The sequence below is a fragment of the Comamonas koreensis genome (genome assembly GCF_014076495.1).
GTDB lineage: Bacteria > Pseudomonadota > Gammaproteobacteria > Burkholderiales > Burkholderiaceae_C > Comamonas > Comamonas squillarum.
Map to the genome: position 1 here is coordinate 1,152,558 of NZ_CP043575.1, position 16,331 is coordinate 1,168,888.

Here is a 16,331-nt window from a genome sequence, read left to right on the forward strand (position 1 = left end):
TCTTTCAAGAGAGCAAGCGCCTGGGCGCCGGGGTTTGGCCCACACCGTGCACGGGGTGCGCAATCGGGGGCCTGGGTTCTGCTGCATGGTTATTCCTCCACCTTGGTGATGGGGATCTCGGCGTTGGCTTCGCCACGCAACGGAACATCAACGCTCAGTACCGTGCCGTCGGCTGCGCCCCAGGGCAGGGGCACGCTGTCGAGCGTGAGGCTGAGCTGATGGCGGCCTACGCCAACCATCGGGAAAAAGAAACGCCCTTCGGCATCGGTGGTGCTGCGGTAGCGGCCGTCCAGCACCACCTCGATGCCCTGCGCTCCTGACTCATCGGCCTGGATGCGGCCATCCTTGTTGGCGTCATAAAACACGCGGCCAGCGACACTGCCGCTGCCATTGCCAGGCATGCCACCGGCCACGGCAAAGGGCCGGCCGGTGCCGCCTTCCCAGCGCAGATAGACATAGGCGGTCTTGTCGTTGCTGCGGTAGATTTGCGGGCTGGTCCAGCTGAGCACCTGGGTGGTGGCCAGGCGCGCCTGGTTGAGCAGCACGCCCAGGCCCATGCTCCAGCCGTTGCCCCACTGCTTTTCGGCCGAAAAGTTGCCCGACAGGCCCCGGCTGGTGAAAAGCCCGCCGCTTTGCGAGGTGTAGCGCAGGTTGCCGAAAAAGCTCAGGCTGTTGCTGGCCCAGTAGCGGCCCTGTACCCCGGCCGTGGGGTAGCGCTGGTGGCTGCCGTTGCTGCGGTCATCGGCCCAGCCCAAGGTGGTGACCAGCTCGGGGCGCATGGTCTCGCGCTGGGCGCTGATCCAGTCCTGCTCCCACTGCAGCTCGCGCCCGGTGGCGGTGCCGTCACCCAGCACAATCTGCTCATTGCTGCGCAGGCTCAGGCTGAAGCGCGAGCGTGGCAGTTCGCCAAAGCGGGTCTGGTAGAAGGCATAGGCATAAAGGCTGCGCATCTTGCCATCGAGGCCGCCACCCTGGCCGTCTCCTGCATAGCGGGTTTGGTAGACGTTAAGGTTGCCGCCCAGCGCGGTTCGGCGGTCCAGCTGGTAGTGCAGATTGCCGCTCAGCCCCACGCGGGTCTGGCCTTGCTGGGCCGGCCAGTTGCTCGCGCGCATGCGCTCCACATCCACCCCCGTGCCCCAGCTCATGCGGCTGGTGCTGTGGTCCATGCGCCAGTAGGCGCCCTGCGTGCCCGAGGGCAGCAGGTAGTCACCAAAATGCAGATTGGGGCGGGTCACATAGGCACCCCAGGTATGGCGGTAGCGGCCCAGCTTGGTGTCTGCCTCCAGGTACAGGCCTTGTGCGCTGCCAGATGGGGTTTGTGCCGAATCGCTGCTTGTGCTGCTGCCCAGCGCGGTCAGTCGGCCGCGCAATGCGCCGTCCTGCTGCGTGGGCGATCCATAGCCCAGTGCTGCAGCCCAGCTGCTGACCCGCTTGCTGCCGCTGCCTGGGTCGTTCCTCAGGCCGTAGTCCACGGCGGGGATATGGTTGGCCTGGTTCAGCTGCCCTGCGGCATACCAGGCGCCGCCCAGGCGCTGGGTGGCGCCCACCCAGGCGAGCGTGCCCTGGCTTTTTTCGAAGCCGGGGTAGGGGCCGCCAAGCAGGTCGCCGCGCTGGCCCATGCCGGCGCTGATGTCAAAGTCCGCGCCATAGATTCGGGTCGAGAGGCCGCGCAAGGTGCTGGTGCCCAGCATCAGGCGGTAGTTCTGGCCCAGGCCCCGGGTCAGCTCGCTGTAGCCGTCACCGATGGTGGTATCCATGCGGATGCCCGGTGTCAGGGGGATAGCCAGGTTCTGCACGGTGATGCGCTGGCTGCTGGATTGGCGGGCATAGCCCAGGGCGCCAATGCCATTGAAGGCGTCTTGGCCGCCATGCATGCTGCGCACATCGGCCTGCAGCAGCCACTCGCCATAGTTCAGCGTCTGCTGGCGGTACTGGATGCGCTGGCCCAGCTCGATGCCGCGCTTGCTGCCCAGCTCCCCATTGTCGGACTGGGCGACGCCCAGGCGGCTCTCCAGCACCCAGCTGCGCAGCCCCAGCGGCAAAGTGCTGGGGTCTAGCTCGTCGGCTTCAGCGGCCCGCAGGGCCGTCAGTTCATCGGCGCTCATGAAGTTGTCCTCGTAGGCGGCGGGCGCCGCCTCCACGAGGGCGCGCAGCCGGGCCTGCTCTGCCTGGGCAGCGCTCAGTGACTCCACCTGGGCACTGACTGCCTGATCGCTCTGTGCTTGGGCTAGGGGCACATGCCCACCAAGCACCAGCACCAACATCCCCCAAGCGGCAAGCCCTGTAAACGCCTGGAAGAATCCAGTGCCGCTGCACAAGGGATGCCGCTCAACAACATTCATTTGTAATTAGGTGTTAACTAACGTTGGATTTATTTTGCGTGGATGCCACCAATCAAATGTCAAAATTTGATACACAACGTTAAGTGTGTCAGGGGAAATAACAATGAGATGTGATGGTGTGCATAAAGGAAATTGAATATCTGCTCTACGGGTGATCATGATCATTTATCAGCGATCTATGTCATAAATCTTTGCTTGATATAGATTGTTTGGATAAACAATTCCTAAAATGACGGTATAGCTTGAAACGGCGCGGCCCGCACCCATATAGGCCCTTGATCTGTGTTGATGAAGATTGACCTCCCATGACCAAAAAAACCCATTCCTTCCAGGCCGAAGTGGCCCAATTGCTCCACCTGGTGACGCATTCGCTGTATTCGAACCAGGAGATTTTTTTGCGCGAGCTGATCTCCAATGCGTCGGATGCATGCGACAAGCTGCGGTTTGAAGCGCTCAATGACAGCGGTCTGTACGGCGACCAGCCCGATCTAGAAGTGCGCGTGTCCTATGACAGCAAGGCCAAGACCTTGACCATCACCGACACCGGCATCGGCATGACCACGCAAGAGGCCATCGACAACCTGGGCACGATTGCCAAGAGCGGCACCAAGGCCTTCATGGACAAGCTCAGTGGCGACCAGAAGGCCGATTCGCAGCTGATCGGCCAGTTCGGCGTGGGCTTTTACTCGGGCTTCATCGTGGCCGACAAGATCACCGTCGAGTCGCGCCGCGCGGGGACCCAGGCTTCGGAAGGCGTGCGCTGGACCAGCGGCGGCATGGGCGACTTCGAGGTCGAGCAGATCGACCGTGCCCAGCGCGGCACCAGCATCATCCTGCACCTGCGCGAGGACGCGCAGGACTTCTTGAACGGCTACAAGCTCAAGGAAGTGATTGCCAAATACTCCGACCACATCAGCCTGCCCATCCTGATGGAAAAGGAAGAATGGAAAGAGGGTGAGAACGACCAGCCCGGCGAGATGGCTAAGACCGGCGAGTGGGAAACCGTGAACAAGGCCAGCGCCTTGTGGACCCGTGCCAAGAAGGACATCACGCCCGAGCAGTACCAGGACTTCTACAAGGCCATCAGCCACGACTACGAAGACCCGCTGACCTGGAGCCACAACCGGGTCGAAGGCAATACCGAGTACACGCAGCTGCTCTACATCCCCGCCAAGGCGCCGTTTGACCTGTACCAGCAGGGCAAGCACGCGGGCATCAAGCTCTACGTCAAGCGCGTCTTCATCATGGACGATGCCCAGGCGCTGATGCCGCAGTACCTGCGCTTTGTCAAAGGCGTGATCGACTCGGCCGACCTGCCGCTGAACGTGAGCCGCGAGCTGCTGCAGGAAAGCCGCGATGTGCGCCTGATCCGCGATGGCTCGGTCAAGCGCGTGCTGGCTATGCTCGAAGACCTGGCCCGCCACGACAAGCCCCAGGCCGATGCCGAAGGCAGCGATGGCGTGGTGGATGTGGTCAGCGAAGACGACAAGGCCAAGGAAGGCAAATACAGCCGCTTCTATAGCGAGTTTGGCGCGGTGCTCAAGGAAGGCCTGGGCGAGGACATGGGCAACAAGGAGCGCATCGCCAAGCTGCTGCGCTTTGCATCGACCACCCACGACGGCCTGAACACCTCGTTTGCCGACTACAAGGCGCGCATGAAAGAGGGGCAGGACGCCATCTACTACATCACCGCCGACACCTTGGCCGCCGCCAAGAGCAGCCCGCAGCTTGAAGTGTTCAAGAAAAAGGGCATCGAGGTGCTGCTGATGACCGACCGGGTCGACGAGTGGGCGCTGAACTTCCTGCAGGACTTTGACGGCACGCCGCTGCAATCGGTGGCCAAGGGCGCTGTCGATCTGGGCAAGCTGCAAAACGAGGAAGAGAAGAAAGCGGCCGAAGAAGCCGCCGAAGCCTTCAAGCCGGTGCTGGCCCAGCTCAAGGAAGCCTTGAAGGACCGGGCAGACGACGTGCGTGCCACCAGCCGCCTGGTGGACTCGCCCGCTTGCCTCGTGGTCTCGGACAGCGGCATGAGCCTGCAACTGGCGCGCCTGCTCAAGCAGGCGGGCCAGCCAGCGCCCGAGTCCAAGCCGGTGCTGGAGGTTAATCCGGAGCACCCGCTGGTCAAGAAGCTGGACGGCTCGGTGCACTTCCACGACCTGGCCCAGATCCTGTTTGACCAGGCGGTACTGGCCGAAGGCGGTTTGCCCGACGACCCTGCCGCCTATGTCAAACGGGTCAATGCACTGCTGGCATAAAGCCGCACCCACCGAATGAAAATCCCCGCCGGTTGAAAAGCCGGGCGGGGATTTTTTTATCTGAGGCCTGGCAGCGGGTTGGCCCCTGCAGAAACGGGGTGGGAATTTCATGCCAGCCATTGCTGGCAATGGTGTGTGGTTTTTATTCTTTTTTGTGAATATCGATGGATTATTTGCTTTTTATCACGAGGGAAGTGCTAACTTTCAGTGGTAAATAATTCCATAATACCCGACAAAATCAAAGTTAAGAATTGTTGACATATCGACGGCGATGCATCTTGAGGACCAGCAGCTGCCGCATCGGGGTGTTTTAATTTTGTGTCAAATTGTTTTTATCCTGAGTGCCTGCATGCCAAGAGAGTTCAAAAAACGCTACCGCAAGAAAACTTGTGCCCCATCGCGGACCTTGATACCGCGCACATCGCTTTGGCTCTGGTTGTCTCTTCGAGCCGCCACCGTCTGCTCTAGATCTGTTATTTGCTAGATAAATCAATTTATTGCGGTTTTATCTCTTCAGCGCGGCTGCATGCACAGCGGCGCTGCGTGTGCATCACTGGGCAGCGCATGCCTTCAACGCCCACGGCATGCCTGCGGGAGCGCAGAGGCAGCAGCGCATACCAGCGGCCCAACGCTGGACCGGAAATGCTATGGCCCGGTCTGCATCGTTTTGGTGCATCATTTTTATATATTCAATAAATTTATTAAAAGTTTATTGCATATATAGGTGAATGGTCGGTGCTACATTCGCAGCCCTTGTTGTCAGGTACAGCAGGATCTTAAGAATCCGTTACTACCACTGGGTGTTATCGCTGTGATCGCTCAGAAAATCTTTGGTATTTAGCGGAAATCTTTTATTTCACTGAACACGCAAGCCGTTATCTCTGTTTTTTTCAGGAGAGGGCGGAGCTTTGCCTTTTTAAACAGGACATTGAAAGTGTTACTCCCGTATCGATCGCCGCCGCTACGCAGCCCCCTGCGGTGCAGCGTTGCCTTTGCCTTGGTCTCTGGTCTGCTGCCGGCGATGGCCGCTGCGCAGTCGACCCGCTACGACATCTTTGTGAACCATGACGCCTTTGTCGCCCAGACCGGGGCCGTTGCCGAGAGCGGTTCGGTCGATGGCCCGGTGGGCGCCGACTTTGTCTACCGCGCCAAGGTCAAGCTCAATGGCGGCAGCGGCGAGGTCGCCAATGTGTCGCTGCTGCAGCAGCTGCCTGCGGGCGCCATTTTTCAGGAAATCGTCGCGCCCGCCGGCGTGCAATGTGCCCGGCCGCTGCCCCAGGCCGGCGACACCATCGAGGCAGGCGCTGCGCTGACATGCAATCTTGCGTTGGTGACGGCGACCGATTTTGTCGCGGTGGACTTCCGCGTCAAGCTGCCCAGCGCGGGGACGGACTGGACGGCGCAGGCGTCTGCCTCCAGCCCCGACAACGCGGATCCGGATGCGGGCGAGGCGGCTCCGAACCACAGCCGCATCGAGCGCACCATCACCACCTACGAACGCGCCGATCTGGCTGTGCAGATCCTCGCGCCGGTGAATGGCGCAAGCCACACCCAGGGCGACAAGGTCGACTACCAGCTGCAGGTGCGCAATGCCGACTCGCCCTATGCCTTTGCGCTCAAGGCGGGTGAAAAGGCCCAACTGCGTTTTCCACAGCCCGAGGGCACCGAGTTCCAGGGCAGCCCTGGCGGCAATGGCTGGGTGTGCAAGCTGGCTGATGACACCAGCGCCAACCAGCCCGTGCCGGTATGGAGCTGCAGCTACACCGTGCCCGCTGGCCAGTCGGTCGGCCGTGGCCAGGATTTGCCGCTGCTGAGCGTGCCTTTGCTGGTCAAGACCAGCGGCGGCCAGGTGGTCAGTGCGGTGTCGGTGTCAGGTGAGACCGCCACCGGTCAGCTGTTTCTGGATGCCGACCCTGACAACAACACCGATGATGTGCAGATCCAGGTGCAGCCCAATGTGAACCTGGACATGGCGCTCACCAAGGTCGTCAACCCCAAGGTGCTGGACAAGCAGGCCAGCGCGCCTGTGCCGGTGACCTACACGCTCAGCGCCAAGCGGGTCGCCGGAGAGCTGGTGCCGCGGGACATTGTCGTCACCGACACCCTGCCTGCCGGTGTCACGTTCGTCGGTGCGACTGGCAACGACTGGGTGTGCAGCAACAACGCGCAAATCGTTCGCTGCCAGTACAGCGGTGCTTTTACCCCGAACCTGCCGCAAATCACCGTCAAAGCCTTGGTGGACGTGTCTTCGGTGGGGGCAGAGAGTGTCATCAACAACTCGGCCGAGGTCTCGGCCAGCAATGAGCCGCTGGCCAATGTGGGCGCCAACAACCAGGCGCAGGCGAGCGTGCTGGTCAGCAACAAGGTCAATCTGGCGCTGAGCAAAAGCACGACGGCGTCGGTGATTGCCTCCGGCCAGCAATACCAGTACGCGATCAAGATCAAGAACAATGGGCCGCTGGATGTGCTGCCCGGCCAGACCATGACGGTGACCGACCAGCTCGACGGCCAACTGCAGTTTCTGGGCGTTGCCGCTGGGTCTCCCTGGGTCTGCAGCCCCGCAAGCAGCACGGCCACCGAACTGGGGAAATTGCTGACCTGCACCTTCAGCGGCGGCATTGCGGCTGGCAGCACCTCTGAGCTCCTGCTCAATGTGGTGGCCCACATCGATGCGGCAAACGGCCAGTTTGCCTCCATCGCCAACGGCGCTGCACTGGAGGGTATGCAGGGGCGTGACGGTGCGCCGCTGGGCCAGATCGTGAGCAGCAACAAAGTCAACATATCGGAGCGCCAGGCCGACCTGTCGATCAGCAAGTCCGCCGCGATCACCGGTGGCGCGAAGGCCTCGGGTGCCGAGGTGGTCTACACCCTGCGCGTGAAAAACGATGTGCCTGAGAATGGGCGCAATCTAGACCTGCAGGCTGCGCAAACCGTCACGGTGACCGATGTCATCGGCAACCTGCTGACCGACGCCGGCGCCGGCGTACTGGGGGTGAAAACCTATGACAACAGCCGCTATCTGACGGCCGAGGTGCAAATGCCTGAGGTGCCGCAGGGCCAGGCGCAGGGTTTGAAGGCGGGCAACGCTGCCACCTCGGAGGGCTGCAGCATTTCGGGTGACAACCACCAGAAGTCTGCGACCGTCAGCTGCACCCTGCGCAACCTGCCTGCCGACCCGGATGTTGAGTATCTGGTCGTCATCAAGGCGCGCCAGTATGTGGACCCCCAGGACGATGCCACGCAGACCAACACCATCGTCAATGTGGCCGATGTGCGCTCGCCCGATACGGCGGAGTTCAACACCGCCAACAACCGTGCGCAGGCCTCGGTAGTGCTCGAAGCACTGACCGATCTGACCGTGACCAAGCAGGCCGCACCCGAGAGCGCTGCCGCCGGCCAGGCGATCACCTACACCTTGACGGCCAAGAACAGCGGCCCCTCGCAGGCGCGCCAGGTTCGCGTGACTGATCGCCTGCCGCTTGACACCATCTTGGTGGGCTCTGCGCCCAGCATCAGCGGTGGCAGCTGCAGCTTGAGCGGCGGCGCCACGTTTGCCGCCGGCCTGGAGATCACCGAAGCCAACCGCACGATGACCTGCGTCTGGACCGATGCGGTCGCCGAGAACGCGCAAAAGACGGTCAGCTACCAGCTGCGCTCACGCGCCAAGGACTACCCGCCTCAGCTGGACAACAGCGTCCTCGTGGCCTCGGTCACGCCGGAGACGGACCTGGGCAACAACAGCGCCAACGAAACGGTGCCGCTGGACAAGCCCCAGGTCGATGTGCTGGTGAACATGCGCCATACCCATGACGGCATCCCGCTGGACACCGGCAAGACCCAGTACACGATCACGGTGACCAACAGCGGTGCATCGCAGTCCTATGCGACGGGCGTGCAGATGGTGGACCAGTTCCCGGCAGCGGGATCGACGGCCGACTTCCGCTTTGTCTCGCTCGACAGCGTGCAACTGGCCAATGGGGATAGCCGCATTGGCCTGGACAGCTGTACCGTGCCGGCCGCCGGTGCGCTGGCGGGCAGTCTGGTCTGTGATTTCCCCTGGTTGGCGCCCAATGAATCGGTGGCGATCAAGTTCACGATGGAGCCCGCTGCGCTGCTCGATGGCCGCGCCGTAGGCACCGTCAACCACCGCGCGACGGTGGCGGCCGATGTGGAAGTGCTGGGCGGCATGGATGTCAGCAAGAACAACCAGACCACGGACCGTACCTCCACCTATGACCCGGCGCAAATCTCGCCCGAAGAGCTGGACAAGCTGCGCTATGTGGATCTCTCGCTGACCAAGACCAGTTCGGCCACCAGTGCCGTTGATGTGGGCGATCTGATCGCCTACACCTTGACGGTGAAGAACGAGGAAGACCCGGCAGCCAGCCCGCGCAATGACCTGGTGAACGGCCAGGCGGTCGTCAGCGATGTGCTGCCCGAAGGCCTGGCGCTGGAAGGCGCGGCCCCTGCCGGCTGCAGCTATGACGAGGCCACGCGCGCCTTGCGCTGCGAGATCACCACGCTCAATGCCGGTGAGCAAGTGGCTTTCCCCTTCAGCGCCAAGCTGCTGTCGCGTACTGAAGGACAGACCCTTGTGGTCAACAGCGCCCGCCTGACGAGCCCCGGCGATACCGACGAGTCCAACAACGACAGCCGCACCGAGCTGCCGCTGGCGCTGGTGGACCTGGCACTGCGCAAGACCGTGGACAAGGCCCAGGCCGCCGCAGGCGATGCGCTGACCTACACCTTGACCGTTGTGAACAACGGTCCGGCCGACAGCCGCGAAGCCAGCGTGACCGATGTCTTGCCCGAAGGCCTGGTCTTTGTGCAAGCCTCGCCGGCCTGCCGTTTTGACGCAGGCAGCCGCACGCTGGGCTGCGTGCTGGAGCCGCTGGCCGTGGGTGCATCGGTGAGCTTGACGGTGGAGACCACCGTGGATGCCGCGCTGCAAGGCCCGGCCAGCCTGGTCAATACCGCCGTGGTGGACCTGCCCGGCGATAGCGACCCGAGCAACAACGAAAGCTCGGCGACCACAACCATTGCTGGCAAGGACAATGGCGGCGGCGAAGGCCGGCCCGGTGACCAGACCGCAGTGCCCGTGCCTGCCTTGGTCCCTGGGGCGCTGCTGCTGATGGCGCTGGCCATGGCTGGCCTGGCCGCACTGCGACTGGGACGCCGCCGCTGAGAAGGCTATGCCATAGGATTTGCCTCCAGCACCCCAGCCGCGCATAGCCATGCGCGGCTTTTTTTGCGTGGGGGATTTGCCGCAGGAACAGCAGTTGTTGACAGAGGCATTTCCCCCGGCCAGAACTTTAACGGCTATATTTGCTCCTACGTCCACTTCGACGACAGCAGGCACGTACCATGGTTCGCTTCTTTTTTGTATTTCTGGGGCTGCAGCTCACTTTGTTTGGTCTCAATATGCTCAGCTGGGTGCAAAAGCACCTGGTCGAGCCCTGGACGGCGATGTTGGCGCAGATTTGCGCCTTTTTGGTGACCTGGTTTGACAAGTCTGCTGTCGCTGAAGGCAAGGTGCTGTGGAACCATGCCACCAATTTTGGCGTGTCGATCGAGGCCGGCTGCAATGGCATCGAGGCCTGCATTGTGTTGTTTGCCGCCATCATGGCCTTCCCCTCGAGCTGGCGCCACAAGCTCATCGGCCTGGTGCTGGGCTTCATCGCGGTGCAAGCGGTCAATATCGTGCGCGTGATCAGCCTGTTCTACCTGGGCCAGTGGAACATGACGGCCTTCAACTTTGCCCACGAGTACCTGTGGCAGGCGCTGATCATGCTGGACGTGCTGGTCGTCTGGCTGGTCTGGGTGCGTGCCGGCCAGCGCGCCAAGCGGGCCGAGGATGGCTCGGACCAACCGCCTCCCTCGGGCTCGGGGGCCGAGCCCACGCTGGCAGCCGCCTGATCTGAACCGGCCAGCAGTGCAAGCACTGCTGGCTTTTTTCCATAGGCACGAGAAGAAGCACAGGGCCCCCAGGAGGGCGGATACAGAGGAAGAGGGATGAAGCGCTTGAACCCGATACAGCGATTTGCGCTGCTGGCCTTTGCCGGCATCATCGTGCTGACCACCTTGTGGGTGCAGCTGTCGCCGTGGATGAGCTACCCGGTGGCGGTGATCTCCAAGGAAGGCATGCTGGACCTGGCCGCGGGCTGGGTCAAGCAGGTGCATATTGCGCCCGGAAAGATCGAGGTGGATACCTCGGTGGGCGTGGCCAATGCCAACACCGGTGGCCGCTGGGCCGAGATCTCGGTCGATGGCGACCCGGGCCGCTATGCCTACGGATTTCCGATCTTCCTGGCGCTGCTGCTGGCGGCCTGGCGCAAGGGCCGCATCTGGCGCGCGGTGCTGGGCTATGTGATCTTGCTGCCGTTCCAGGCGTTCAGCATCTCCACCAGCTTGCTGATGCAGATGGTGCTGGCCACCAATCTCGACCTGCGCCTGCTCAAGATCTCGCAGACCCAGCTGGACTTGCTCGCCTATGGCTACCAGCTGGGCAGCCTGGTGCTGCCCACCCTGGTGCCGTTTTTGCTGTGGCTGTGGCTGGACCGCCAGTTTGTCAACGAGGTGCTGGTCGAGGCCTGGAAGAAAAACATCCAGCCCAAGCTGGCGCCGCGCCCCACTGTGCTGCGGCCGCCCCCCCCACCGCCGCCTGAGCAGGTGATCCGCCCGGCCGAGAGCGGCCCCGAGATCTCGCACGAGATCAGCATCACCTTGCCGCCGCGCAAATAAGGCTAGTGCTTGGCAGCGGGCACCGGCACTGGGGTGCGCCAGGTGGCCAGCGCCAGCGCCGTGGCCAGCAGCGCAAACACTGCGCAAAACACGAGCAGCGCGCGCGACAGGCCCACCTGGTCGGACAGCCAGCCAATCCCCAGAATCGGCAAGATCGTGCCCACATAGCCGATGACCAGGTAGGTGGCCAGCAGGCCGGCGCGGTTGTCAGCCCGCGCCACCCGGTTGACCACCGAGATACCGCCCAGGTTGCACAGGCCATGGCCGAGCGCAGCGCTCAGCACGCAGAGCAGAAACACCGCCGCCGAGCTGGCAAACACATTGGCGATCAGCAGCAGATTGCACAGCGCCAGTGCGGCATAGCCGGTGATCAGCACCTTGCGGGTGACAAAGCCCTTGGCGGCATACTGCGAGGCGGCCGACAGCAGCAGAATGAGGCCGATCGACGGCCCGCTGATGGCCGGCCCGTGCCAGGGCAGCATGCTTTGCATAAAGCTGGGCGCGAGCGAGGCAAACAGGCTGAACATGCCAAAGGCACAGAAGGCGCCCATCGACGCCAGGCCGTAGCGGCGCAGCGCCGTGCGTTCGGGGAAGGTGAGGCGCGGCATCAGCTGGCGCAGGCCAAAACTGCTGCTGGCAGGCGCCGGCTGCAGGTGGGCCGGCAGCTGCACCTGGAACAGCGAATAAATCGCCAAGGCGCTTAGCAGCAGCGAGGGCAGATAGGCGCTGCGCAGCGGAAAAGGCGCCCATTGCGCGACCAGGCCACCGACAATGGGCCCCAGGCCAAAGCCAAAGGCAATCGTCAAGCTGGTGGTGGCAGCGGACCGCTGCGTGTCGCCGCTGGTGTTGAGCTGGGTCAGGCCCAGCGAGGCCGAGGTGGTGATCATCCCCGAGGCCAGGCCAATGATGATGCGGCTCAAGCCAAACACCTGCATGTTCCAGGCCAGCGCCGACAGCAGCACGCCTGCGCTCATCAGCACCACCCCCGCGCGCAGCACCTTGAAAAAACCATAGCGGGTCGTGATCGCGCCCAGTAGCATCAGGCTGGTGAGCGCTGCGGCCATATAGAGCACAAACACCTGGGTGATCGCGCTGGGCGGCAGCTGCCACTGGGCCTGGTAGAGCGGGTAGAGCGGGCTGGCCAGCGCCGTGCCCATGACGCCGACACACATCGAGAAGCACACCCAGAAATAGGGCGGCCATTGGTATTTCATGATCAGAACTTGGGGCTGGGCTGCGGTGGCAGCAGCAGGCCAGCGGCGGGTAGCGGCTGGCCCTGAAAGGACGGTGGCCTGGATTGTAGGGAGTCGGGCCCGGCATGTCCCCGCGCTGTCGGGGTGCCCATCGCTGGGCGTAGGACATCTGCATGCAATGCCCTTGCGGCAGAGGCTGGTGTAGCAATCGCTGTTAAAAATAGCCATGATCCGAATGCCTGCCATGCGCTTTTTCCTCTCCCACCCCTGCCGTGCGGCCGCTGCCGCCTTGTCCGTGGCTGCGCTGTCCGCCTGCTCGCCCTATGTGGGCGTGGGCGTGCCGGTGGGGCCGTTCTCGGTCGGCGTGGGGGTGGGCAGTGGCGGGGTCAGCGCCGGGGTGGGCACGGGCCTGGGCCCTGTCGGTGTCGGCGTGGGGGTCAACCAGCGCGGCCAGGTGACGGGCAATGCAGGTGTCGGGGTCGGCACCTCCGTCGGGGGTGCCCAGGTGGGCGTGGGGGTGGGCACCGGCACGGTGCTGTATGACCCGGCAGCGCCAGCGTCTGGCCCCGCCGCTGCACCGGACTATGCCCAGCCGGTGCAGCCCGGCGTGGTGGTGCCTGGGGTGGTCAGCCCACCCTCGGGCGAGCATGATCCCAACCTGCAGTGGCGCGGTGCGGATGGGCAACTGCTGCCCGACTGCCGCTTGAATAACCGCTGTTAACCGGTTCCTTAAACGTACAGCGGCGGCTCATCCATCGCGATGAGCTGGGCCTGCAGCATCTGGGTTTGCTCCTGCCAGTAGGCCTCGCTGCCAAACCAGGGGAAGTGGATCGGAAAGATCGGGTCGTCAAAGCGCCGCGCCAGCCAGGCGCTGTAGTGGATCAGGCGCAGCGTGCGCAGCGGCTCGATCAGTGCCAGCTCGCGCCGGTCAAAGGGGCGGAACTGTTCATAGCCTTCGACCAGCGTCGACAGCTGCGCGCTTTGCTGCTGGCGGTCGCCCGACAGCAGCATCCACAGGTCCTGCACGGCCGGGCCGCTGCGCGTGTCATCGAGGTCGACAAAATGCGGGCCGCCGCCCTGGTGCTCGGGCGGCACCCATAGCACATTGCCCGGGTGGCAGTCGCCATGCAGGCGCAGGCTGCGGTAGCTGCCTGCGGCAAAGTGGCCGCTGGCATCGCCCGGATCGATGATCTCGCAGATCTTGTCGGTGGCGCGGCGGCAGGCATCGCTCCAGGCGCTGCGCTGGCCGGGCGGAATGGCGCCATGGGCCATCAGCCAGTCGTGGGGCTCGCGGGCAAAGTCCTGGGCATTGATGCTGGGGCGGTGTACAAAGGGCCGGGCCTCACCCACGGTGTGGATGCGGGCCAGAAAGCGCCCCACCCATTCGAGCACCTCCCAGTCGTCCAGATCGGGCTGGCGCCCGCCCCGCCAGGGCGATACGGAAAAGCGAAAACCGCCATGCTGCAGCAGGCTGTGGCCGTCCAGCTGCAGGGGCGCGACCACCGGCACTTCGGCGTCGGCCAGCTGCTGGGAGAACTGGTGCTCCTCGGCTATGGCCGCATCGCTCCAGCGGCCCGGGCGGTAGAACTTGCAGACCACCTTGCTGCCGTCTTCCAGCCAGACCTGGTAGACGCGGTTTTCGTAGGAAGACAGCGGGTTCAGGCGGCCATCGCCCCACAGGCCCACCGACGCCAGCGCGTCGAGCACCACATCGGGGGTGAGTGCGGCATAGGCATGCTCCTGCGCGGGGCTGCTGGGCGGGTAGTCATCGGTATCGTGCATACCGCCATTGTGCGCCCTTCTTGTGACGGCCATCCTGACCACAGGGACGCAAAAAAAGCCGGGCATGCAAGGCATGCACCGGCTGTACTGGAGAGCGTCAATCGTTGAACTGCGCGACTTAGACCACCACGGTCAGGGTCTTGTCGATATTGCCGCGGGTGGCGTTGGAGTAAGGGCAGACCAGGTCGGCGTCATGCACCAGCTTTTCGGCCACGGCCTTGTCCATGCCGGGCAGGTTCACCGTCAGGCGGGCGGCGATGCCGTAGGCGTTGGGGATGGGGCCCAGGTCCACTTCGGCGTCGATCGACAGGCCATCGGGCAGGGCGAGCTTTTGCTTGCCGGCCACCGCCTTCATCGCGCCGATAAAGCAGGCGGAGTAGCCGGCAGCAAACAGCTGCTCGGGGTTGGTGCCCTGGCCGCTGGTGCCGGGCGAGGACAGCTGCACATCCAGGCGGCCATCATTGGTGCGCGATGCGCCGTCGCGGCCGCCGGTGGTGTGTGCGTGGGCGGTGTACAGAACTTTTTCGAGAGTAGCCATGGTGAACTCCTGGTCAAGGGTGGAACGAAAAAACATGCTTCATCAAGAAGCGGCGGGCAGCGGCGCGGCCAGTCGGCTGCGCAGCTGTTGGATCTGGTGGGTCAATGCCTGCAGCTCCTGCACCGTGCATTGGCTGTGCGCGAGCACACAGGCGGGGATGGCAGCGGCTTGCTCGCGCAGCTGGCGGCCGGCCTCCGTCAGATACACGCGCACACGGCGCTCATCGTCACTGTCGCGCTGGCGCTGCAGCCAGCCTGCCGTCTGCATGCGCTTGAGCAGCGGCGTCAACGTCCCCGAATCGAGGAACAGACGCTCGCCCAGCTCGGAGACCATGCAGCCATCGCCCTCCCACAGTACCAAGAGCACCAGGTACTGCGGGTAGGTCAAACCCAATGGTTCGAGCAAGGGCTTGTACAGCTTGGTCATCGCCAGCGAGCTGGAGTACAGCGCAAAACACAGCTGCTGGTCGAGCAGCAGCGCGTTGTGGGCAGTGGCGGGGGTGGCGTTGGGCATGGGTTGAATTATCGTTCTCAATTAAATTGCGTGCAACTAAATTGTGAAAACACATTCCAGAAGCAGGGTATTTGGCAAAGGCCGGTGCATGGCCCCAGGATTCGTTTTAAAGGGAGGCAAGCCGCGCCGCAGATTGCAGCTGGGTTGCCGCCTTGCGTTTAATACGCGGTCTGCACCACCTGGCCGCTGCTGTCCTTGAACTTGGCCGCCACCGCATCGGCAGCGCTGCGCAGCAGGATCAGGTCCATCGAGACCGCGACAAACTGCGCGCCCAGGGCCAGGCATTCGCGGGCGCGGGCCTCGTCCACCATCAGGATGCCGGGGGCCTTGCCGGCAGCGCGGATGCGGGTGATGGCGTTGTCAATCGCGGCATTGACCACTGGGTGGCGCGGCTGGCCAGGGTAGCCCATGCTGGCCGACAGATCGGCCGGGCCGATAAAGATGCCATCCACGCCATCGACGGCGGCGATGGCCTCGATCTGGTCCAGCGCCTGCGCGGTCTCTACCTGCACCAGCAGGCACAGCTCCTTGTCAGCATCGTCGACGTACTGCAGGTCACGGCCAAAGTTGCTGGCGCGCATCGAGCCGCCCATGCCGCGAATGCCCTGGGGCGCATAGCGCATGGCTTGCACGGCGGCACGGGCCTCGTCGGCGTTTTGCACAAAGGGGATCAGAATGGTCTGGGCGCCAATGTCCAGGTAGCGCTTGATGAGCACCGGATCGTTCCAGGCCGGGCGCACCACGGCGCTGGTCGGGCGGGGCTGCAGGGCCGCCTCCACCGCCTGGAGCTGCTGCAGCACCTGGGGCACATCGTTGGGCGAATGCTCGGTGTCGAGCATGATCCAGTCGTAGCCGCTGCCGGCGAGCAGCTCGGTGATGTAGGGCGAGGGAAAGGCCGACCACAGGCCGATCTGCGCCTGGCCGGCGGCCATGGCTTTTTTGAAGAGGTTGGGGGTGGGCATGCTTG

At 63.6% G+C, this 16,331-nt stretch carries 11 protein-coding genes; 5 read left to right on the forward strand and 6 right to left on the reverse strand.

The window, feature by feature from the left end; translation table 11 throughout:
* Positions 1-89: 89 nt before the first annotated feature.
* Entirely contained in the window at positions 90-2,237 is a 2,148-nt protein-coding gene (locus F0Q04_RS05205) for a hypothetical protein (protein WP_182344813.1), read from the reverse strand.
* A 410-nt stretch (positions 2,238-2,647) separates the two neighbouring features.
* Here F0Q04_RS05205 and htpG point away from each other — a divergent pair, with 410 nt between their 5' ends.
* The 4 genes from htpG (at position 2,648) to F0Q04_RS05225 (ending at position 11,338) form a co-directional block, all read left to right on the forward strand.
* Positions 2,648-4,597 carry a molecular chaperone HtpG gene (gene htpG / locus F0Q04_RS05210; protein WP_116927745.1) on the forward strand — a complete coding sequence of 650 codons (1,950 nt, stop codon included), beginning with the start codon at positions 2,648-2,650 and terminating at the stop codon, positions 4,595-4,597.
* Positions 4,598-5,594: 997 nt separating this feature from the next.
* The gene (locus F0Q04_RS05215; RefSeq protein WP_182344814.1) at positions 5,595-9,782 is read left to right on the forward strand and encodes a DUF11 domain-containing protein; all 4,188 of its coding nucleotides are present in this window, start codon (positions 5,595-5,597) and stop codon (positions 9,780-9,782) included.
* A gap of 179 nt (positions 9,783-9,961) precedes the next feature.
* Complete coding sequence (xrtH, locus tag F0Q04_RS05220) at positions 9,962-10,513, forward strand: exosortase H (protein ID WP_116927747.1); 552 nt, start codon at positions 9,962-9,964, stop codon at positions 10,511-10,513.
* A gap of 96 nt (positions 10,514-10,609) precedes the next feature.
* A complete protein-coding gene (locus F0Q04_RS05225) occupies positions 10,610-11,338 on the forward strand; it encodes an exosortase H-associated membrane protein (protein ID WP_021024941.1) in 729 nt (242 codons plus the stop codon).
* A gap of 2 nt (positions 11,339-11,340) precedes the next feature.
* Here F0Q04_RS05225 and F0Q04_RS05230 read toward each other — a convergent pair whose 3' ends face one another.
* Entirely contained in the window at positions 11,341-12,552 is a 1,212-nt protein-coding gene (locus tag F0Q04_RS05230; protein WP_232539511.1) for an MFS transporter, read from the reverse strand.
* Positions 12,553-12,766: 214 nt separating this feature from the next.
* Between F0Q04_RS05230 and F0Q04_RS05235 the strand changes: the two genes are divergently transcribed.
* Positions 12,767-13,252 (forward strand): hypothetical protein, encoded by a 486-nt coding sequence (locus F0Q04_RS05235; protein ID WP_182345554.1) that lies wholly within the window; start codon positions 12,767-12,769, stop codon positions 13,250-13,252.
* A gap of 8 nt (positions 13,253-13,260) precedes the next feature.
* Here the strand turns inward: F0Q04_RS05235 and F0Q04_RS05240 are convergent, their stop codons facing one another.
* From F0Q04_RS05240 to F0Q04_RS05255, 4 genes are all read right to left on the reverse strand, one after another.
* Positions 13,261-14,313 (reverse strand): serine/threonine protein kinase, encoded by a 1,053-nt coding sequence (locus tag F0Q04_RS05240; RefSeq protein ID WP_182344818.1) that lies wholly within the window; start codon positions 14,311-14,313, stop codon positions 13,261-13,263.
* A gap of 118 nt (positions 14,314-14,431) precedes the next feature.
* Positions 14,432-14,851 carry an organic hydroperoxide resistance protein gene (locus F0Q04_RS05245; protein WP_027010425.1) on the reverse strand — a complete coding sequence of 140 codons (420 nt, stop codon included), beginning with the start codon at positions 14,849-14,851 and terminating at the stop codon, positions 14,432-14,434.
* A 42-nt stretch (positions 14,852-14,893) separates the two neighbouring features.
* Positions 14,894-15,364 (reverse strand): MarR family winged helix-turn-helix transcriptional regulator, encoded by a 471-nt coding sequence (locus tag F0Q04_RS05250; RefSeq protein ID WP_182344820.1) that lies wholly within the window; start codon positions 15,362-15,364, stop codon positions 14,894-14,896.
* A 158-nt stretch (positions 15,365-15,522) separates the two neighbouring features.
* Complete coding sequence (locus tag F0Q04_RS05255; RefSeq protein WP_182344822.1) at positions 15,523-16,326, reverse strand: HpcH/HpaI aldolase family protein; 804 nt, start codon at positions 16,324-16,326, stop codon at positions 15,523-15,525.
* Positions 16,327-16,331 lie beyond the last annotated feature (5 nt).